The sequence below is a fragment of the Pectobacterium versatile genome (assembly GCF_020166435.1).
Lineage (GTDB): Bacteria > Pseudomonadota > Gammaproteobacteria > Enterobacterales > Enterobacteriaceae > Pectobacterium > Pectobacterium versatile.
The window spans coordinates 95377-115908 of the sequence record NZ_JAINZP010000007.1; the positions used below are offsets into that span (position 1 = coordinate 95377).

General features: G+C 53.4%; 16 protein-coding genes. 10 read left to right on the plus strand and 6 right to left on the minus strand.

The window, feature by feature from the left end:
* Nucleotides 1-79 precede the first annotated feature (79 nt).
* From K7X24_RS10600 to cysM, 8 genes are all read left to right on the plus strand, one after another.
* Nucleotides 80-2854 carry a M16 family metallopeptidase gene (locus K7X24_RS10600; RefSeq protein ID WP_224554793.1) on the plus strand — a complete coding sequence of 925 codons (2775 nt, stop codon included), beginning with the start codon at nt 80-82 and terminating at the stop codon, nt 2852-2854.
* Nucleotides 2851-4524, plus strand: a complete 1674-nt coding sequence (locus K7X24_RS10605) for an ABC transporter ATP-binding protein/permease (RefSeq protein WP_224554795.1) — start codon at nt 2851-2853, stop codon at nt 4522-4524. Before K7X24_RS10600 ends, K7X24_RS10605 begins: the two co-directional genes overlap by 4 nt.
* Nucleotides 4525-4711: 187 nt before the next feature.
* Nucleotides 4712-5323, plus strand: a complete 612-nt coding sequence (locus K7X24_RS10610) for an RpoE-regulated lipoprotein (protein ID WP_039507652.1) — start codon at nt 4712-4714, stop codon at nt 5321-5323.
* A 168-nt stretch (nt 5324-5491) separates the two neighbouring features.
* A complete protein-coding gene (locus tag K7X24_RS10615) occupies nt 5492-6391 on the plus strand; it encodes a Dyp-type peroxidase (protein ID WP_224554797.1) in 900 nt (299 codons plus the stop codon).
* Between the two features lie 427 nt (nt 6392-6818).
* A complete protein-coding gene (locus tag K7X24_RS10620; RefSeq protein ID WP_039494103.1) occupies nt 6819-7847 on the plus strand; it encodes a sulfate ABC transporter substrate-binding protein in 1029 nt (342 codons plus the stop codon).
* Complete coding sequence (cysT, locus tag K7X24_RS10625; protein WP_116586112.1) at nt 7847-8701, plus strand: sulfate/thiosulfate ABC transporter permease CysT; 855 nt, start codon at nt 7847-7849, stop codon at nt 8699-8701. Before K7X24_RS10620 ends, cysT begins: the two co-directional genes overlap by 1 nt.
* Nucleotides 8701-9594 carry a sulfate/thiosulfate ABC transporter permease CysW gene (gene cysW, locus K7X24_RS10630; protein WP_224554799.1) on the plus strand — a complete coding sequence of 298 codons (894 nt, stop codon included), beginning with the start codon at nt 8701-8703 and terminating at the stop codon, nt 9592-9594. The genes cysT and cysW overlap by 1 nt, the downstream gene beginning before the upstream one ends.
* Before the next feature lie 173 nt (nt 9595-9767).
* Nucleotides 9768-10649 (plus strand): cysteine synthase CysM, encoded by an 882-nt coding sequence (cysM, locus tag K7X24_RS10635; protein ID WP_224554801.1) that lies wholly within the window; start codon nt 9768-9770, stop codon nt 10647-10649.
* A 36-nt stretch (nt 10650-10685) separates the two neighbouring features.
* On the opposite strand, the gene K7X24_RS10640 is transcribed toward cysM, so the two are convergent.
* The gene (locus K7X24_RS10640; RefSeq protein ID WP_224554803.1) at nt 10686-12638 is read right to left on the minus strand and encodes a MacB family efflux pump subunit; all 1953 of its coding nucleotides are present in this window, start codon (nt 12636-12638) and stop codon (nt 10686-10688) included.
* Nucleotides 12639-12641: 3 nt separating this feature from the next.
* Nucleotides 12642-13841: an efflux RND transporter periplasmic adaptor subunit gene (locus K7X24_RS10645; RefSeq protein WP_224554805.1), complete on the minus strand. Its 1200-nt coding sequence runs from the start codon at nt 13839-13841 to the stop codon at nt 12642-12644.
* Nucleotides 13842-14287: 446 nt separating this feature from the next.
* Between K7X24_RS10645 and K7X24_RS10650 the strand changes: the two genes are divergently transcribed.
* The gene (locus tag K7X24_RS10650; protein ID WP_103861318.1) at nt 14288-14968 is read left to right on the plus strand and encodes a response regulator transcription factor; all 681 of its coding nucleotides are present in this window, start codon (nt 14288-14290) and stop codon (nt 14966-14968) included.
* Complete coding sequence (locus K7X24_RS10655; RefSeq protein WP_224554808.1) at nt 14968-16335, plus strand: ATP-binding protein; 1368 nt, start codon at nt 14968-14970, stop codon at nt 16333-16335. The genes K7X24_RS10650 and K7X24_RS10655 overlap by 1 nt, the downstream gene beginning before the upstream one ends.
* Nucleotides 16336-16400: 65 nt before the next feature.
* Here K7X24_RS10655 and crr read toward each other — a convergent pair whose 3' ends face one another.
* From crr to cysK, 4 genes are all read right to left on the minus strand, one after another.
* Nucleotides 16401-16910, minus strand: a complete 510-nt coding sequence (gene crr / locus K7X24_RS10660) for a PTS glucose transporter subunit IIA (protein WP_010301392.1) — start codon at nt 16908-16910, stop codon at nt 16401-16403.
* Nucleotides 16911-17058: 148 nt separating this feature from the next.
* Nucleotides 17059-18786 carry a phosphoenolpyruvate-protein phosphotransferase PtsI gene (ptsI, locus tag K7X24_RS10665; protein WP_103943532.1) on the minus strand — a complete coding sequence of 576 codons (1728 nt, stop codon included), beginning with the start codon at nt 18784-18786 and terminating at the stop codon, nt 17059-17061.
* Nucleotides 18787-18831: 45 nt separating this feature from the next.
* Entirely contained in the window at nt 18832-19089 is a 258-nt protein-coding gene (gene ptsH / locus K7X24_RS10670) for a phosphocarrier protein Hpr (protein WP_005971891.1), read from the minus strand.
* Nucleotides 19090-19522: 433 nt separating this feature from the next.
* Nucleotides 19523-20491: a cysteine synthase A gene (cysK, locus tag K7X24_RS10675; protein WP_103861315.1), complete on the minus strand. Its 969-nt coding sequence runs from the start codon at nt 20489-20491 to the stop codon at nt 19523-19525.
* Nucleotides 20492-20532: the final 41 nt, after the last annotated feature.

Here is a 20532-nt window from a genome sequence, read left to right on the forward strand (position 1 = left end):
GCTGACGTATGACGGGGCATTTTGCATTGATGCATTCAGAAATTGCCTTGCAGGCAAAAATAAAAACGAAAAGGTTGTTATGAACTGGAAGAGATGTTGCTGGTTATCGCTAACGGCTGTCGGTCTGTTAGCGGGGAGTCTGGTGAGCCAGGCTGAAGAAGTTAAAAGCCCGTTGCCGGTTTTTAAAGAAGGGACGTTGGCAAATGGACTGCGTTACACCCTTGTGCCGCTGGAAGGGCAGAAGTCACGGGTCGATATTCGTCTGATTGTTGATGTCGGTTCGATTGATGAGAAGGACAACGAATCTGGTGTGGCGCATATCGTGGAGCATATGGTGTTCCGCGCCAGCGAGGCGTTTCCTCAAGGCGTAAGTACCGAACTGCATAAGCAAGGGTGGGTACGCGGTCAGAGCTATAACGCCGTGACCAACTACGAGCGCACCATGTACATGATGAGCCCGCCGAAAGGTAACCGCGATCTGGGGACGACCTTGCAGGCGCTGAGCCAGATGACGGGCCATGCCAAACTGCTGCAAAGCGACCTTGATGATGAGCGCAAAATTATCATGGAAGAATGGCGTGGCAAGCTGGGCGTAGCGGAACGCATGAACCAGCAGCGCGTACAGGCGATTCGCCATGACTCTCGTTATCCTTCCCGCCCAACGATTGGCACGGAAGCGTCGATTAACGACACGCCAGCCAGCGTACTACAGGATTTCTATCAACGCTGGTATCACCCGTCGAATATGCGTTTGATGATCATTGGTGATATCACGCCTGCGGATGCAGAACGCGAAATTCAACGCTATTTTGCACCGTTGCCCAATGTCGCTGTGCCAGCCCGTGATTACTACGAGCCGTTACTGAAACCGAGACTCAACGTTGCGCGTTTGCAGGATAGCCAGAGTGGCAGCAGCCAGGTGTCATTTGTCTACCGTTTCAATGACAAAGACACATTCGGCCAATCCGATTACCGTCATCGTTTGCTGACGCAAATCACACTGTCTGCGGTAACTCGTCAGGTTCGTCGACAACAAGTGGAACTGCCGCAAGATGCCAGTAGTCTGGTGGTGCGTAAATCGGATATCGGTAAAACGACGGCTGCACTAGGCTTTTTCGCTAATGTGATGCCGGGTGGTCATGACGCTGCTATTTCCGCCGTACTGAAAGAAATTGAGCGCTTCAAACGCTATCCGTTAAACGAACAGGACATCACGGAGATCACATCCGACATTCGTGAAGTCGCACAGCGTATGAGCGATACACCTGAAAAACGTGAGTTTTCAGACTGGGTTCAACAATTGACCATTGTCTGGCAGCAGGATCGCCCTTATGTCGGCAGCCAGCAGCGCGGTAAAGATGCACTGGAAGCGCTGGATACCATCACGGCGGAAGATGTGAACCGCCATTGGCAACGTTGGTTAGCGTCACCTGATACGTTGGTTCAGTTTAGCGTGCCGGGCGCGACGCCTTTCACCTTGCCTAAACCGGATGCGATTCGTAAGTTGCAGGCACAGTGGGCAGCCGCGACGCTGGCACCGCTGCAAGTAGAAAAAGAGAAAGTCATCCCTGAATTGCCTGCCGTAACGCAAAGTGGGAAACGCACGGCGGTGAAGACCTTTGCCGCGCAGAAGGTAGAGCAGTGGCAGTTGAGCAATGGTGACCGCGTGGTATGGCTGCGTGCGCCAGAAGCGGGTAAAAAAGTCTACCTGACGGCAGTGAGCGACGCGGGATATTTGTCCACGTCGACCAACCCGTGGCAGGTACAGCTGGCAAGCCAACTGGTAAACCAAAGCGGGCCTGCAGCATGGAACGGTGAAGCGCTTAATAACTGGAAAAAGGAAAAGACGCTGTCGCTGGGTATTGCTCAGGAAGCCGATCAACTCACCGTGAACGGAAGTGCGCCAACAGAGCAGTTGGCAAGTCTGCTGGGGCTATACCGTGAGCTGAATGTGGCTCCGAGTATCGACCCTGACGTGATGAAAGAAAGCATGATGGGTCTGGCGCGTCAAAAAGCCAATGACGATCAATCTGTTTCAGGAGAACGGGCTGGTGACATTGCCAAACTACGTTTCGGTGAGCCAGCCTGGCAGCAACCTGAAATTGCGGAGCTGAAGCAAATTTCAGCGCCGGCGCTGCTTTCACAGTGGCATAAAGCGGTGTTTGCCCCGGTAACCTACTACCTCGTGGCTGATATGCCTGCTGCACAGATTTTGCCGCAGGTTGAACGCTATTTAGCGACGATCCCGCGTCAGCCTGCTGGCGAGGTGAAATCACATCTGGCTCTGCCGGGTAAACGTGAAGCGACATCGGCTATCAGTATTGAACCGCGTGCCGATATCCGCGCCTGGAGCTTCACACCACATGCGTGGACACCGCAGGCCGCGGTGCAGGTGAGCGTTGCCCGTAATCTGGCGAATAAATATCTCAAAACCAGCCTACGTGATGATGCGTTAGGTATTTATCGCATGCGTGTCGACAGTGAACTGGAAGATAAAAGACAGCGTATTGAGACAGAAGTGAGCTTCACCAGCGCGCCGGAACGTGCGCAGGAACTGTGGAAACTGGCTGAGAAAGCCTTTGCTGAACTGCCGAAAAATATCACTCAGCAGGATGTAGAAGATCAGAAAGCACAGTTCATTCGTGCGGAAAAAGGGCGTCAGGGCGATCTCATGACGATACAGCGTCGTCTGCTTCTGAGTTACCGACATTATGACGATCCGCGTTATCTGACTAGCGTAGCCAAACTGGCCGACAGCATCACGCTGGAAGAGGTACGGGCGATGTCGGCGAAGCTGTATAACCCAGATAACCGCGTGCTTTACATCACCTTGCCGCAAGAGGTGAAAGAGTGAAAAAGATGACGGCACAGTTTGTCGATCTCTGCCGTCCTTTTTGGCGGGGAAAGCAAGGTTGGCTAGCGCTGTTACTTCTCATTATCGCCACCAGCATGGGATGGGCCATCGTCTATCTCAACGTATTGCTCAATGACTGGAGTAAAACGTTTTACGATGCGCTAGGGTCGTTTGATAGCAGCTTGCTGCTCTCTCTCATGAAAGAGTACGGCATCTATATCCTGATTTATATCGTGGTATTTGTGCATCAGGACTGGTTCACCCGCTGGTTGATCATTCGTTGGCGCAGTGCCATGACGGAAGAATTAGTGAATAGCTGGCTGGCAAAGCGCGCGTTCTATCGGATGTCGATAGAGGGAAAAATCGATAACCCCGATCAGCGTATCGCCGAGGATATCAGCTTATTTGTTGATAAAACGGTGAGTCTGGTGGTGTCGTTTTTGGTTGTGACTGCCCAATTGTCGTCTTTCGTCATCATTCTCTGGGAGTTATCGGGAGTACAGCGCTTTACGTTGTTCGGTGAGGAGTGGGTAATCAAAGGTTATCTGGTCTGGGCCGTCATTCTCTATACCGTGTTCGGCACCTTGATTACGCATCTTATTGGTAAACGACTGCACGGTATTAACTATGAGAAGCAACGTGCTGAGGCGAATTTTCGTGCGTCTTTGTTGCGTAAGCATGATAACGCCGAGCAAATTGCGCTCTATGGCGGGGAACAGCAGGAAAAAAGCCATCTTCAGCGGCAATTTTCTGCGATTGTCTCTAACTGGTGGCGTTCAATGAATGCGGAACGTAACCTGGGTTTTTTCACCACGGGTTACATGCGTATTAGCTTGATCGTTCCTATTTTTGCCGCATTGCCTGCTTTTCTCAGCAAAACGGTGACGCTAGGCGGGTTAATGCAGATCCGCGGAGCGTTTGCACAGGTGCATAGCGCGTTGAGCTGGTTTATCCGCATGTATAAAGAGCTGGTGGAATTATCAGCCAGCATGGAACGTCTGAGCCAGTTCAAACAGGAAATTAAACGCCATCAGTCTGAACAGGAAGTGATTCCGGTCGGCGATCGTCTGCAAGTGGATCAGCTTTCTTTCACCACGCCGCAGGGTTCTCCGCTGCTGCAAAAGGTGGATCTGAGCTGTGAAGCGGGTAGCTGGAGTAAGTTTTCTGGCCGTAGCGGGCTGGGGAAATCCACTCTGCTGCGTACGTTAAGCGGCCTGTGGCCGTATTACGATGGCCGCTGGCAGTCGCTGGAAGGTCGCAGCCTGTTGTTACCGCAGCAAAGCTATCTGGGGCAGGGGACGTTGGCAGAGATCCTCTGCTATCCGCATCCGCCGCTGGCCGACAGTGAGATGCTGCGTCAGACGCTCGATAGCGTCGGGCTGGGCGCGTGGCGCGATCGTCTGGATGAGCAACTGAACTGGGATCGGGTGTTCTCCGGCGGGGAACGGCAGCGTGTTGCCTTTGCCCGTGCGCTGATTGCTAAACCCGATACGCTCTATCTGGATGAAGCAACGAGCAATCTGGATCATGACGCCGCCAGACAGCTTCTGGCACTGGTCAAGCTGGCATTGCCAGCGTGTACCGTGGTGGCGATTACGCACCAGACGGAGCTGGACGATCTGTTCACGCACCGTTATGACTTAACGGATTTTTCCTCACAGCGTAGTTGATGTTGCTCGCAGGCCTTCCGGCTCTCGGGAGGTCTGCGGTTCTGGTAGGTTTCTCGTCCCATGCCCCCTATAATCCTCCGCAGGATTATCCCGTCTTTACGGCACTTTTCGTCGCTCGCAGACTCCAATCCCCATCTTACTAGGGGGGCTGATGACGAAAGCCATTCAATCTTGAGGAGTACATGCCATGAATTTTCGCCCGCTGGGTTTATCGCTGGTGCTGGGTTTACCGCTGTTGCTGACCGGATGCAGCACGCTTTCCAATTTCTCCTGGTCCAGCCTGTCGCCGTTTAACTGGTTCGGCAGCTCGCTGGAGGTTACCGATGCAGGTGTCGGTGGCATCAATGCTGGTACGCCGCTGTCCGAAGGGGCGCTACAGAGCGCGCTGGATGGCAGTTATCAACTGCGTAGCGGAATGGGCACGTCCAACGGTCAACTGGTCGCGTTTTATCAGGCGCTGGATGGCAAAGACGTGAAGATGGTCATCAGTGGGCAGCCTAAGGGTAGCGTGCGCAAAGTTGAGGTCATGGATCCGGCGATTGGCAGCGCAGGTGGCGTGAAAATAGGGGATGCTTTTAGCAATACCTACAGTAAAGCGTTTGAATCCTGCCAGTTAGGGCAAGGTGATGATGCGCAGAGCGTGGAATGTGCCGCGCCGCAGAGTACGCATATCAGCTACGTTTATTCCGGCGAGTGGAGCGGCCCAGAAGGCTTGATGCCGCCCGACGATATCCTGAAAACCTGGAAAGTGAGCAAGATCGTGTGGCACGCGCAGGCGCGCAACACATCCGTTTTATAAAAGGGCATCTTTACATCAAAGACGAATTTGTCTTCACGCAAGGTAAAAGTCAGGCGGCTTCCGGTATGATAGCGGCACCGCCTGATATTTTTTCGGCGGTCGTATGCGCCATAACTATCGTAGTAAACCATAACAACAAAGAAAAAACTGACGCTTGAGGAAGCAGAAATGACACCAATTCAAAGCGGTATTTTATTGGAACACCGCCGTTTTGCCATTTTTATGGAAGCGATGATTCAGGGAGAGTTTGATGCTATCCGGCAGGGATGCAAAAAATTCTGTCAGACGTTACAAGCGTTACAGCAGCAGTATCCCGATGCGGGATTAGGCGCAGTGCTGGCGTTTGGCAGCGATGTCTGGCGCGATCTGGACTGTAATCATAGTGCGGCGGAGCTGAAGCCGTTCACGCCGCTGGGTAAAGGGCTTGCTCCTGCCACGCAGCGTGATGTGTTGATCCATATTCAATCGCTTCGCCATGATGTTAATTTTACGCTGGCACAGGCGGCACTGACCGCATTTGGTGGCGCGATTCGTATCGAAGAAGAGACGCACGGTTTCCGCTGGGTGGAGGATCGCGATTTAAGCGGCTTTGTCGACGGCACGGAAAATCCGCAAGGCGATGCGCGTCACGCTGTGGCGATTATCCCAGAAGGCCAGCCGGATGCGGGCGGCAGCTACGTGTTTACTCAACGTTGGGAGCACAATCTGAAGCAGTTGCAGCGTTTTAGCGTGGAGCAGCAAGAGCAAATGATTGGCCGCACCAAGCAGGACAATGAGGAACTGTCTTCCGATGAGCGCCCTGAGACCTCGCATCTTAGCCGTGTGGATTTAAAGGAAGACGGCAAAGGGCTGAAAATTCTGCGTCAGAGCCTGCCTTATGGCACTGCTAGCGGGAAGAACGGGCTTTACTTTGTCGCCTACTGCGCGCGTCTGCATAACATTGAGCAGCAGTTGCTGAGCATGTTCGGCGATCGTGACGGCAAACGTGATGACATGCTGCGCTTTACGCGTGCTGTCAGCGGCAGCTACTTCTTCGCGCCTTCTCTTGAGAAGCTTTTGTCGCTGTAAGATCTGACTCGTTTTCCTGATGCCTGCACCTGTGCAGGCATCAATTCTCTCAGCTTTCAATTTTCCGCTCCCTGCATTGGCTATCTGGCTGCACCTTTCCTTTTTCATCCTACTTTTTCTTCTCGCCTCGCTGGTTTCGGGGTTATGTCCTTTAGCGCTTAAAAATCCCGAAATGTTATATATAAAGGTTATATGTTAACCGCCACTTCCCCCTACACTGATTTGCGCTATACCCGTCATACTTCAAGCTGCTTGGGCGTTGGCTGCCCTTACTCACCCCAGTCACTTACCTGAGTAAGCTCCTGGGGATTCGCTCGGTTGCCGCCTGCATGCAACTCGAATTATTTAGGGTATATACAAAAACGGCTATGAAACGGCCCCTATAACAAGGCCTACCGAATAGGCTCTAACTCTGGCAGGACATAAGATGAATCAAGTACAGGTGAAAGGCTGGCTGGTGAAAGGTTCTCTGGCGCTGTCATTGCTGCTGGGCGGGCAGAGCATGGTCTCTGCTACCGAGCTGCTGAACAGCTCTTATGATGTATCGCGTGAGCTATTTGTTGCGCTCAATCCCGGCTTTGAAAAACAGTGGCTGTCTCAGCATCCTAACGATCCGCTGACGATCAAACAATCGCATGCCGGTTCGTCTAAACAGGCGTTGGCTATCCTGCAAGGCCTTAAGGCCGATGTCGTGACCTATAACCAGGTGACAGACGTTCAGATCCTGCACGATCGCGGGCAACTGATTCCGGCTGATTGGCAGGCGCGTTTACCGAATAACAGCTCTCCGTTTTACTCCACCATGGCGTTTCTGGTTCGCAAAGGTAATCCAAAAGGGATTCACGACTGGAACGATCTGGTGCGTGATGACGTTAAGCTGATTTTCCCGAATCCGAAAACCTCCGGCAATGCCCGCTATACCTACCTTGCGGCCTGGGGCGCGACCAGTAAAGCCAACGGTGGCGATGAGGCCAAAACTCGCGAGTGGGTAAAGCGTTTTCTGGCGAACGTCGAGGTATTTGATACTGGTGGCCGTGGCGCAACCACTACGTTTGTGGAACGCCAGTTGGGCGATGTGCTGATCAGCTTTGAATCCGAGGTGAATAACATTCGCAACCAGTACGGCGCTGAGAACTACGAGGTGATCGTCCCGAAGGTCAACGTGCTGGCGGAATTCCCGGTGGCGTGGATCGATAAGAATGTTGAGAAGAACGGCACGGAGCAGGCGGCAAAAGCCTATCTGAATTATCTGTATAGCCCAGAGGCGCAGAAGGTGATCACCGATTTTTACTACCGTGTGAATAACCCTGAATTGACGCAAACGCTGAAATCCCGTTTCCCGGAGACCACCTTATTCCGAGTGGAAGATCAGTTTGGGGCGTGGCCACAGGTGATGAAAACCCACTTCGACACCGGTGGTGAACTGGATAAATTGCTGGCGGCTGGTCGTCAGTAATGTCTTTGGGGTCGGGTAACGTCTTTTCTGGTTCAGGTAAACGGGTGCTGCCGGGATTTGCGCTGAGTCTGGGTAGCAGCCTGCTGTTCGTCTGTCTGATTCTGCTGCTGCCCTTAAGTGCGTTGGTCATGCAACTCTCAGAAATGAGTCTGGCGCAGTACTGGACGGTAATCTCCAATCCGCAGGTGGTGGCCGCCTACAAAGTCACGCTCTTGGCGGCAGGGCTGGCGACGGTATTTAATGCCGGATTCGGTCTGTTAATGGCGTGGATTCTGACGCGTTATCGCTTTCCCGGCCGAGCCCTGCTGGATGGGTTGATGGATTTACCCTTTGCGCTCCCCACCGCCGTGGCGGGGCTGACGCTGGCCGCGCTGTTTTCAACGACCGGCTGGTACGGCGCATGGCTGGCAGAGTACGGCATTAAGGTGTCGTATACCTGGCTGGGGATTACGGTCGCGATGGCGTTCACCAGCATTCCTTTTGTGGTGCGTACTGTCCAACCCGTGTTGGAAGATCTGGGGCCGGAATACGAAGAGGCGGCACAAACGCTGGGTGCGAATCGCTGGCAGTGTTTTCGCTACGTCATTTTACCGGAGTTAACGCCGGCGCTACTAACGGGCACCGCGCTGTCGTTTGCCCGCAGTCTGGGCGAGTTTGGCGCGGTTATCTTTATTGCGGGGAATATTGCCTGGCAAACGGAAGTCGTTTCGCTGATGATTTTTATCCGTTTGCAGGAGTTTGATTTCCCTGCTGCCAGCGCGATTGCCTCCGTCGTGTTAGCCGCGTCCTTATTGATACTGTTTGCCGTCAACGTGCTGCAAAGCCGTTTTGGCCAACGGACCCGGAGCGTGTAATGGCAGAGATACCGACTGTGACGCCGCAGCGTCAATCCCATCCGGTGCGGCAGGAACGTAACTGGGCGAGAGCGGCGTTGATTGCGCTGGGCGTGATATTATCGCTCATCATGCTAGTCATCCCCTTGGTGTCAATTTTTTCCGCTGCGCTGTCGCATGGGCTGGGGGGCGTCTGGCGTAACCTGAGCGATCCTGACATGCTGCATGCCATTGGCCTCACGCTGCTGGTGGTCGCGATTGTCGTACCGGTGAATCTGGTGTTTGGCACGCTGCTGGCGTGGCTGGTCACGCGCTTTCAGTTTCCGGGTCGGCAACTGCTGCTCACGCTGATCGACATTCCTTTTGCGGTTTCTCCTGTGGTGGCGGGTTTGCTGTATCTGCTCTTTTACAGCACCAACGGCCCGGTTGGCGGCTGGCTGGATGAGCAGGGGATACAGCTGATGTTTGCCTGGCCGGGCATTGCGCTGGTGACGATATTCGTGACCTGTCCGTTTATGGTCAGGGAGCTGGTTCCGGTGATGATGAGTCAGGGCAGCCAGGAAGAAGAAGCGGCAGTGCTGCTCGGTGCGTCAGGCTGGCAGGTGTTCTATCGGGTAACGCTACCGAATATTCGCTGGGCGCTGCTGTATGGCGTGGTGCTGACCAATGCCAGAGCGATAGGTGAGTTTGGCGCCGTGTCTGTGGTGTCAGGTGCGATTCGCGGTGAAACCTACACGCTGCCGCTACAGGTCGAATTGTTGCATCAGGATTATAACAGCGTGGGGGCGTTTACCGCTGCGGCGTTGTTAACCGTGATGGCGATATTGACGCTGTTCATCAAAAGCGCTTTGCAGTGGCGTGTGAAGCGGCAAATGGCGCAAGGGCGGGAACAGAATCCGCCTGAAAAGCAGTAAATTGAGATTGCTGGCAAAGTCAGATTTTAGGGGAAACACAGGGATGAGGTTCCCGTAGGGATACCTCGCCCTGTGGTCGCCCGTGTATCTCGAATTAACCATCATGGGTTTGTCAGCAACGTTAATTTTATCGTTCACTCCGTAAGTGGGTGAGACTTTTTAGGACTCAACTTGTGACAACGCTTGAGCATTGTATTGGTAATACCCCGCTGGTGAAATTGCGGCGCATAACACAGGGGTTGAACAGTGAAATCTGGCTGAAGCTGGAAGGAAATAATCCCGCCGGATCGGTAAAAGATCGGGCTGCGCTCTCCATGATCCAGCAGGCGGAGAATCGCGGTGACATCGCCCCCGGTGACCGGCTCATTGAGGCGACCAGCGGGAACACCGGCATTGCGTTGGCGATGATTGCGGCGGTAAAAGGCTACCGGCTGCGTCTGCTGATGCCGGACAACATGAGCTATGAACGCCAGACCGCGATGCGCGCGTATGGCGCGGAGCTGGTGTTGGTGAATCGCAAGCTGGGGATGGAAGGGGCTCGGGATCGGGCGGAACAGATGGTGCTGGCGGGAGAAGGGAAAACGCTCGATCAGTTCAATAACCCAGATAATTCGCTGGCGCACTTTCTGACTACTGGCCCAGAAATCTGGCAGCAGACGGCGGGCAAGCTAACTCATTTTATTTCCAGTATGGGAACGACCGGCACCATTTCCGGCGTCAGCCGTTATCTGAAACAGCAGAACCCGGCAATTTGTACGGTGGGATTACAACCTGCGGAAGGGAGCCACATTCCCGGTATTCGCCGCTGGACGCCAGACTATATGCCAGGGATTTTCCGTGCCGATCTGGTCGATCGCATTCTGGATATGACGCAGGTGGACGCTGAGAATACGCTGCGACAGCTGGCGCGTCAGGAAGGCATCTTCTGTGGTGTCAGTTCCGGCGGTGCGGTAGCCGGTGCGTTGCGGATTGCGGCAGAAAACCCCGGCAGCGTGATTGTGGCAATCGCCTGCGATCGCGGCGATCGGTATCTGTCCACCGGGGTATTTGATTAACGTTACTCGTCATACTTCGAGTTGCATGTGCGTTGGCTATTCCCGCTCCAGCGCGTGAATCGGTTCCATCCGCGCGGCACGACGGGCGGGGAAGAAGCCGAAGATAATACCGATCAGGCTGGAGCACAGGAACGCGGCAATAATCGAGGAGCTGGAATACATCATCGCGAAATTGCTGCTGAACTGTGCAAACAGCACGCCGATAGCCAGCGACAGCGCCACGCCGATGATGCCGCCGAACAGGCAAACCAGCACCGCTTCGATAAGAAACTGCTGCATGATATCGCTGGTGCGTGCGCCAACCGCCATACGAACGCCGATCTCTCGGGTTCGCTCGGTGACGGATACCAGCATGATGTTCATCACGCCAATACCGCCGACCAGCAGCGAAATCAGCGCGATCATCGACACCAGCAGCGTGAGCGTGGTGGTGGTTTTCTCGATCATCTGCCGAATGCTGTCCGTGTTCATGATAAAGAAATCTTTCGTACCGTGTCGCTGCGTCAGCAGTGCAGTGATGCTTTTCTCGGCGACGTTCATATCAATATTGTCTTTCACCCGCACCGTGATGCTTTTCAGGTAGGACTGCCCGACCATGCGCTTCATCACCGTCGTGTACGGCACCCACACGTTCAGGTTTTCATCGCTGCCGAAGCCGCCCTGATTCTTGCTGACGACGCCGATAATCCTTACGGGCAGCGAGCCCAGCAGAATCACTTGCCCAATGGGATCTTCGCCATGGGGAAAGAGCTTATCGCGCGTGTTTTTGTCAATCACTGCGTCCTGCTTTAGTTCATCGACGCTGCTGCGAGGGAAAAGTACGCCGCGTTGCAGAGTGTAGCCACGTACGGTGAAGAACTGCTCACCAACCCCGGAAATGCTGGCGGAAACGGCAATGTTGCCGTAGCGCATCGTTACGCTGGTTGAGATCGAAGGCGTAACGCTATGCACGTAGGGCTGCTGCGTTAGCGGCTGAATATCGCTGGCCCGCAGCGTTTGGATGGCGCTGGCATCCATGTCGCCGAAGTCTTTGCCGGGGAAAATTTCCAGCGTGCTGGTGCCCATCGAGTTGATGTCGGCCAGCACTTGCTCCTGTGAGCCTTTTCCCAGCGCGACGACCGAGACGACAGACGCAATGCCGATGATGATGCCGAGCATGGTCAGAAAGGTGCGCATCCGCTGGGCGTTCATCGCCAGCAGCGCCATTTTAAACGCGTCGATAAAGCGATCTTTGAACTGATTCAGGGCGGACGCCGCTGGAGAGCTGGCGGCTTTCGGTGGCGGCTCGGTGGCCTCTTCGGGGCGCGTTTGTCGGTCGGCAATCACTTCGCCATCGCGCAGTTCGATGATGCGCTGAGCGTGTTCGGCAATCGTCATATCGTGGGTCACGATCACGACGGTATTACCTTGTCTGTGCAGATCGCGAAGTATGCTCAGAACCTCGTTGCCGCTGTGGGTGTCCAGCGCACCGGTGGGTTCATCCGCCAGAATAATGCCGCCGCCGTTCATCAGCGCCCGCGCGATACTCACGCGCTGCTGCTGGCCGCCGGAAAGTTGGCTGGGCCGATAGTGGAGACGATTTTCCAGTCCTAGCCGAGTGAGCAGTTCTGCTGCCCGTTGACGGCGTGCCAGCCGACTCTTTCCTGCATAAATGGCCGGAACTTCAACATTCCCCAGCGCGCTGAGGTCGCCGAGCAGGTGATAGCGCTGGAAAATAAAGCCGAAATGCTCGCGGCGCAGTTCCGCGAGCTGGTCGTTGTCCAGTTTGCCAACGGCGCGTCCTGCCACCTGATAATCACCGGAGGACGGTTTATCCAGACAGCCGAGAATATTCATCAGCGTGGATTTTCCCGACCCGGACGCACCGACAATCGCCACCATCTCTCCCTGATTGATGGTCAGGTTGATGTCCTTGAGGACGGTGACGTCCTGTTCGCCGTTGGAAAAGCGGCGGGTAATGCCGGTTAGTTTAAGTAAGGATGTGGACATGTGTTACATCCCCATCGGCGGGCCGGGATGCGTAGACGCGGCATCACCGGACGATGGGCTGACAACCACCTGTTCCCCAACGCTGAGCCCCGAACGGATCTGAGTGCGCACGTTGTCATTGAGGCCGAGCGTGACGAGACGCGATTCGATCTTCTTATTCGCATTCACGACCTGCACGTACCACATGCCATCGCGCGAGGTTAACGCCGTCGCTGGAATGACAATGGCATTTTTCACCGAAGACAACAGAATATACACCTGTGCCGTCATGGAAATGCGCAATACGCCGTCAGGGTTCTTCACATCGAACAGGCCGTTGTAATAGATCGCGGTGCTGGATGATGAACTGGTGCTGCTGCTCGAACTGGATGACGTTGTGGTCGAGTCCGTGTTGATAGAGTCTGGCGCGGGTTCAATCGAGCTCAGCGTGGCTTCGTAACGGTTATTCGGTTCGCCCAGAATACTGAACCACACCGGCATGCCGGTTTTTACCTTGACGACGTCGGCCTCTGAGATTTTCACCTTGATGGTCATGGTGTCCAGATTGGCGACTTTAGCGATGGTCGGCGTCGTCTGAATCGCGTTGACCGTTTGCCCTGCTTCAACAGGAATGGCCACCACGGTGCCATCCATCGGTGAACGAATTTGGGTGTATCCCAGATTAACCTTGGCGGTGTTGACGGTAATCTGTGCCTGAATGATTTGGGCGTCCAGCGCGTCGATGTTGGCTCGGGTGGCATCCAGCGTCGCTTTCGCGCTATCGTAATCGGCCTGTGCGCCAACGCCACGTTTCATCAACATTTGCTGACGCTGCCAGCTTAATTCGTTATTACGCAATTCGGCCAATTTGGCCGCTCGCTGCGCCTGAATATTTTTTAACGCCGCCTCACCGTTTTTTAGCGTGTCCTGCTGGGTGAGGTCATCAATCTCGGCGATCAATTGCCCCTTTTTCACCTTATTGCCGAGTTCGACGTGCAGCGCTTTGATTTGCCCTGAGGCCTGTGCACCGACGCTGACCAGCTTCTGTGCCTCAATTTTGCCGTCAGCAAGTACTGTTTGTTCGAGATCCGCAATCTCGGCGGCGGCGGTAAGCGTATTGGGCGTAGGCGATGGCTTGTTGAAAAACAGATGAAGCAGCACGGCAGCGGCGATAAGACCCAGCGCGATCGTCGTACGGCGTCGTGTAAAAAATCGTGATTGCATCAGGGAAAGTCGTCCTTAATTCATGCATCTGTATCCGTCATACTTCAAGTTGCAGGTTCGTTGGCTGCGCTCAATCACCCGAATCACTTACCTGAGTAAGCTCATCGGGATGAAATGAGAGACATCCTGTCTCTCACCGAAGGCCAGCCGTTGGCTGGTCAAATTCGTTCCCGACGAATTTGTCCCTCGCTTGCCGCCTGCCTGGAACTCGAATTATTTAGGGTATCAACGGGAATAAATAACGCAGGTGAGTAATTTACCCCGAGTCCGTAAAGGTAGCGGTAATCTTTGCTGAAAGAAATGGTAAGGATTAAGTAAATCTGGCTGCGAATATTCACGCGAGGCCTGAGAATACATCATCTATACCCATCATACTTCAAGCTGCACGTGCGTTTCCTTCCCGCAACTCGAATACGTAGGGTATACCCGATTAATGAGGACAGGATATGAATATTTTACTGGTCGATGATGACGTAGAGCTGGGCGATATGCTCTGTGAGTATCTGAATGCGGAAGGGTTTTCGACCTCGCGGGTGCTGACGGGTAAAGAGGGCGTCGATGGCGCGACGTCCGGGGATTACACCGCGATGATTCTGGATGTCATGCTGCCAGATATGAGCGGGATTGACGTGCTGCGTCAGATCAGAAAAACCCAGCAGTTGCCCGTCATTATGCTGACGGCGAGAGGCGACAATATCGACAGAGTTATCGGTCTGGAAATGGGCGCGGATGACTATATGCCCAAACCTTGTTACCCGCGTGAGCTGGTGGCGAGACTACGTGCGGTGCTACGCCGCTATGACGATCAGCCGAATACAAAACGGGACGAGAGTCTGGCGGCCAGTGGCGATTTGGTATTGAACCCTGCAACGCGCATCAGCGAATGGCGAGGGAAGCCGTTTGATCTGACGGCCTCTGAGTTTAATTTGCTGGAGCTGCTACTGCGTTTCCCCGAGCGGGTGGTGTCAAAGGATGAGCTGTCCGAAAAATGTCTGGGGCGTCGCCGTGAGGCTTATGACCGCAGCGTGGACGTACACATTAGCAATATCCGTCAGAAGCTCGGAGCCTTGCCGGGCAGCAGCATGACGATTGAAACCGTGCGCAGCGTGGGATACCGGATTCGCTGATGATGATTCGTGGACGACTTTTCTGGAAGATCTTGCTCGGGTTTTGGCTGACGTTTCTCGTCATGTCTCAACTGCTGTGGCTAGCTTTTTCTTTTTACGGCGAGCGGCATAAGCCGCTGGAAGAAATCGTGGTGTCGCGCATTGCGACGATGCAAACGGAGATGGTGGCTGCGGCGCTGCAACATGGCGGCTTGGGCGAACTGAACGATGTGATGTCGCTGCTGCCGCAGCAAGAGCAGCAATACATTTCCGTCACGGAATCACCGTTGCCGCTGTCCGATCAGGAGTTAGTTTCCGCTCCGCAGAACGTGTTGCTTGATGAGGCTTTTGCGCCGGATAAACGTGGCGCGCCGCGTGCCACGCATATAATCAAGCAGGTCTGCGGCCCTGCCGGAAAGTGGTATCAGATTCGTTATGACGCCGAGCTGCTGCGCAGCGAATTTCGTCCTCCTCGCCCAGTCGAATTTCTCAACGTGCCTGTGCCGTTTGTGATCATTGCGGGGTTTGGTGGCCTGTTGTTCAGCTCGGTATTGGCATGGAGTCTGGCACGCCCGCTAAGCCAGATCCGCGCGGGATTTGATCAGGTTGCGCAGGGCGATCTGAACGTGCGACTGCTGCCGGTGATGCATAAACGTCATGATGAAATCAGCGATGTCGCGCGTGATTTCGATTCAATGGTCGAACGGCTGGACAGTCTGGCCAGCGCGCGTGAACAACTGCTTCATGATGTTTCGCACGAGCTGCGCTCTCCGCTGGCGCGTTTGCAGCTCGCTATCGGGTTGATAAGGCAGAACCCGGACAATATAGAGAGTTCCTTGCAGCGAATTGAACGTGAAGCCTTGCTGATGGATAAGATGATTGGCGAACTGCTGACGCTATCGCGCACGGAGCATTCCGGCATTGAGGAAGCCTATTTCGACCTACTGGGGCTGGTGACGGCAGTGGTCAACGATACGCGCTATGAAGCGCAGGTCACTGGCGTTGAAATCCTGCTGGCAGCGGATGAAGACGAAGACTACACGATTAAAGGCAACGCGGAGCTGATGCGCAGGGCGGTCGATAATGTGATGCGCAACGCGCTACGTTTTTCTGCTCCCGCCCAGCAGGTTTCCGTGTCACTCATTGGCAATGAACATGAGTGGATGATTCAGGTCGCCGATCAGGGGCCTGGCGTGGAGAAAAGTAAGCTCTCCAGTATCTTCGATCCTTTCATTCGTGTTGATTCGCCGCTATCTGGCAAGGGCTATGGGCTGGGGCTGGCGATTACCCGTAAAGTCGTGCTAGCGCACGGCGGGCATATTGAGGCAGATAATGGTGAAGAGTGCGGATTAGTGATTCGCCTGTGCGTGCCGCGCTGGAAAGCTTGAAACGAAAACGGCACCATCCGGGTGCCGTTTCGTGCAAACGTAGTAAACCATCCGTAGAAGGCGGTTTACTTTTTGATACGGATAACCGGCGTTTCACCGACAACAACCGTACCACTCAGTTTGGTCAATTCCTTGATTTCATCCATGTTGGAAATAACCACTGGTGTCAGAGTAGACTTCGCTTTTTCTTCCAGCAGAGCCAGGTCAAACTCAATAATGAGATCGCCTTTCTTCACTCGCTGGCCTTCTTCGGCGATGCGCTTGAAGCCTTCGCCTTTCAATTCAACGGTATCAATACCAAAGTGCACAAACAGCTCAATGCCGCTGTCAGACTCGATGGAAAACGCATGGTTGGTTTCAAAAATCTTACCGATGGTGCCGTCTACCGGTGCGACAATCTTGTTGCCAGTTGGCTTGATGGCAATACCGTCACCGACGATTTTCTCTGCGAATACGACATCAGGAACGTCTTCAATATTGACGATTTCGCCGGACAGCGGGGCAATAATTTCGATGCTGCCAGTGTCTTTTTTGTCGTCAGAAACCAGAGACTTCAATTTATCGAACAAACCCATGATTCTCTCCTAAGCATTAATATTGGGCCAGCGTATACCCTAATCTTTCAAGTTGGTGTGGCATTGGTTTTCTTCGCTACCCCGACTGCGAATCTATCGCCTGTCGGGGTGCTGATTGCCACCTTGAAACCTATTAGGTAAAGCAGAATCAGCAGAGCGTTTTTTCTTTAATAAAGCGGCTCACCAGATTGCTTAACTCTTGTGCTGTCGGTTGAGCGAGTGCTTGCTCCGCCAGCGCCTTCGCATCTTCGTAATTCGCATTACGGATGATTTTCTTGATGCTCGGGATAGAGATTGCACTCATGCTGAATTCGTCCAGACCCATTCCCAATAACAGTAGTGTAGCACGTTCGTCACCGGCGAGCTCACCACACATCCCTGTCCATTTGCCTTCGGCATGAGACGCGTCAATAACCTGTTTAATCAGGGTCAGGACTGCGGGGGACATCGGATTATAGAGATGAGAAATCAGCTCATTACCGCGATCAACTGCCAGAGTATACTGGGTTAAGTCATTTGTCCCAATACTAAAGAAGTCGACTTCTTTGGCTAAATGTGACGCGATGGCGGCAGCGGCAGGTGTTTCAACCATCACGCCGACTTCAATGCTTTCGTCGAAGGCTTTACCTTCTTCTCTCAGCTGTGCTTTCAGCATCTCCAATTCGGCTTTCAGCTCACGTACTTCTTCCACGGAAATAATCATCGGGAACATGATACGCAGCTTGCCAAATTTTGATGCGCGCAGAATGGCACGCAACTGAGCATGCAGGATTTCTTTACGATCCAGACAGATACGGATAGCACGCCAGCCAAGGAACGGGTTCTCTTCCTTCGGCAGATTCATGTATGGCAGATCTTTGTCGCCACCGATATCCATGGTACGGACGATAACGGCCTGAGCGCCAACGGCTTCGGCAACAGCCTTATACGCCTGGAACTGCTCTTCTTCGGTAGGCAGCGAGTCACGATCCATGAACAGGAATTCGGTACGATACAGGCCGACACCTTCTGCGCCGTTACGCTCAGCACCCGCGACATCACGCACGGTACCGATGTTGGCACAGACTTCAACCTGATGACCGTCCAGCGTGATGGCCGGCAGATCTTTCAGCTTAGCCAGCTCATACTTTTCAGCGTGGTATTGCTGCTGAACCGCTTTTAATTCTTCAATTTTATCCGCGGTCGGATTCTGATAAATCTGGTTGTTTACGGCATCCAGAATCAGATAGTCGCCGTTTTTGACCTGCTGGGTCACATTTGTCGTGCCGACGATCGCAGGCAGTTCCAGCGAACGGGCCATAATGGACGTGTGAGACGTGCGGCCACCGAGGTCGGTGATGAAGCCCAGCACTTTGTCCAGATTCAGCTGCGCGGTTTCTGACGGTGTCAGGTCCGTTGCGACCAGAATGACTTCATCCTGAATATCGCCCAGATCGACGATGGTCATATTGAGAATGTTGCGTAGCAAACGCTTCCCGATATCACGCATGTCCGCGGCGCGTTCTTTCAGATATTCATCATCAAGCTCTTCCAGTGCTTTAGCCTGGTTTTCGATGACGGAAAATGCAGCTGCGTCGGCGGAAGCATGCTCATCTTTAATCAGGGCTATGATTTCCTGCTCGAACTCTTCATCTTCCAGCAACATGATGTGGCCTTCGAAGATGGCTTCTTTCTCTGCGCCCAGCGTCTCGCCCGCTTTCTTCTTGATAGCTTCCAACTGTACGGATGCTTTGGAACGGCCAGTCAGAAAACGTTCAATTTCCTGCTCCACCTGATCCGCAGAGATTTTTTTCCGGTTGATGAGAATTTCATCTTCTTTCAGTAACAGTGCCTTACCAAAAGCAATACCCGGTGATACTAATATGCCTGAAATCATAACCCTACCTTACTCGATTCTGGTGTTCACTAAAAAACTCGTCGTTTACTCGAGCTCAGCCATCAGCTTGACCAGGTGTTCAACCGCTTTTTGTTCGTCTTCGCCTTCCGCAGCGATAGTAACCACAGTTCCTTGTGTTAAGCCGAGTGTTTGTAATTTGAACAGGCTCTTAGCGCTAGCGCTCTTGCCGTTAGACGTCACTGTGATTTCAGAGGTGAAGCCTTTGGCTTCTTTGACGAACTGAGCAGCAGGACGAGTGTGCAGGCCATTTGGTGCGGTGATAGTCACTTCTTGCTGGAACATGCTTTTTTCCCCAACTTATGGATTAGATTAATGTTGTGGAACTAAAGTTTAGCTGATTCACTGAACTTTAGCCTGTTTGGTTAGCTCCTGATTTATGTTACAGGGGCAGGCCACGATGCGACAAGAAAACCGTCAAACGTATTTCCTGAATAAAATACCATCAAATACCGCAGATTCCGTCACCCATTATCTTAACCTCAGTCGCAAAACGGCGATGTGGGCTATCGTGCGCAGGAAAAACATAATGTGATGAGGCGTGGTACTTGTCGGATATTAATTTCACGCATCAAAATAATTGTTCGGTTAAATACTAAACCTGATGTAGAAAAGCAATCCATATGTGGTAGAAAGTTTGAACTGTGCCACAAAAAAGCACCTAAATAGGTGCTTTTTTAACACATTGGTCACTTGTTGTTCGAGTGTGACCGAGTGGTTATTGTTGCAGTTCCTGCTCGGTGAACAGGTCGGCAAAGAGTGCTGTGCTGAGGTAGCGTTCGCCGGAAGAAGGCAGAATAACGACGATAGTTTTATCTTCAAATTCTTTTTCTTTGAGCAAGTTCAGCGCTGCGGCAACGGCTGCACCGGAAGAAATACCAGCTAGAATGCCTTCTTCTTCCATCAAACGGCGCGCGGTGCTGATCGCTTCTTCGTTCGTCACTTTCTCTACACGGTCAATCAGTTTCAGGTCCAGGTTACCTGGAATGAAACCCGCGCCGATGCCCTGAATCTTGTGCGGGCCCGGTTTCAGCTCTTGGCCTGCTAACGCCTGAGTGATCACGGGTGAATCGGTAGGTTCAACCGCCACGCTGATGATGGCCTTGCCTTTGGTGTTCTTGATGTAGCGGCTGACACCCGTCAGCGTACCGCCAGTACCGACGCCAGAGATAAAGACATCAACCTGACCGTCGGTATCTTCCCAAATTTCAGGGCCGGTGGTTTTCTCGTGAATTTCTGGGTTAGCGGGGTTGCTGAACTGTTGTAGCAGCAGATAACGCTGCGGATCGCTGGCTACAATCTCTTCTGCTTTGGCGATGGCACCTTTCATGCCTTTCGCGCCTTCGGTCAGCACCAGGTTCGCACCCAGCGCTTTCAGCAGCTTGCGGCGCTCGATGCTCATGGTTTCTGGCATGGTGAGCGTGAGTTTGTAGCCGCGAGCTGCGGCGACATAGGCCAAGGCAATCCCTGTGTTTCCGCTGGTAGGTTCAACCAACTCAATGCCTGGTTTTAGAACGCCGCGTTTTTCTGCATCCCAAATCAGGTTGGAGCCGATACGGCATTTTACGCTGAAGCTGGGGTTGCGGGATTCCACTTTAGCCAGAATGCGTCCGTTGCCGATACGGTTCAGGCGAACCAGCGGCGTATGGCCGATTGTGAAAGAATTGTCTTCGTAGATCTTGCTCATAGCCTGTCCTTATAACTGTATGAAATTTTTGCGAACGTAGA

Bases quoted from the DNA above. Each gene is read 5' to 3' on its own strand.
- K7X24_RS10600 (WP_224554793.1), top strand. From the start codon at position 80: ATGAACTGGAAGAGATGTTGCTGGTTATCGCTAACGGCTGTCGGTCTG.
- K7X24_RS10610 (WP_039507652.1), top strand. From the start codon at position 4,712: ATGAATTTTCGCCCGCTGGGTTTATCGCTGGTGCTGGGTTTACCGCTG.
- K7X24_RS10615 (WP_224554797.1), top strand. From the start codon at position 5,492: ATGACACCAATTCAAAGCGGTATTTTATTGGAACACCGCCGTTTTGCC.
- K7X24_RS10620 (WP_039494103.1), top strand. From the start codon at position 6,819: ATGAATCAAGTACAGGTGAAAGGCTGGCTGGTGAAAGGTTCTCTGGCG.
- cysT (WP_116586112.1), top strand. From the start codon at position 7,847: ATGTCTTTGGGGTCGGGTAACGTCTTTTCTGGTTCAGGTAAACGGGTG.
- cysW (WP_224554799.1), top strand. From the start codon at position 8,701: ATGGCAGAGATACCGACTGTGACGCCGCAGCGTCAATCCCATCCGGTG.
- K7X24_RS10640 (WP_224554803.1), bottom strand. From the start codon at position 12,638: ATGTCCACATCCTTACTTAAACTAACCGGCATTACCCGCCGCTTTTCC.
- K7X24_RS10645 (WP_224554805.1), bottom strand. From the start codon at position 13,841: ATGCAATCACGATTTTTTACACGACGCCGTACGACGATCGCGCTGGGT.
- K7X24_RS10650 (WP_103861318.1), top strand. From the start codon at position 14,288: ATGAATATTTTACTGGTCGATGATGACGTAGAGCTGGGCGATATGCTC.
- K7X24_RS10655 (WP_224554808.1), top strand. From the start codon at position 14,968: ATGATGATTCGTGGACGACTTTTCTGGAAGATCTTGCTCGGGTTTTGG.
- crr (WP_010301392.1), bottom strand. From the start codon at position 16,910: ATGGGTTTGTTCGATAAATTGAAGTCTCTGGTTTCTGACGACAAAAAA.
- ptsI (WP_103943532.1), bottom strand. From the start codon at position 18,786: ATGATTTCAGGCATATTAGTATCACCGGGTATTGCTTTTGGTAAGGCA.
- ptsH (WP_005971891.1), bottom strand. From the start codon at position 19,089: ATGTTCCAGCAAGAAGTGACTATCACCGCACCAAATGGCCTGCACACT.
- cysK (WP_103861315.1), bottom strand. From the start codon at position 20,491: ATGAGCAAGATCTACGAAGACAATTCTTTCACAATCGGCCATACGCCG.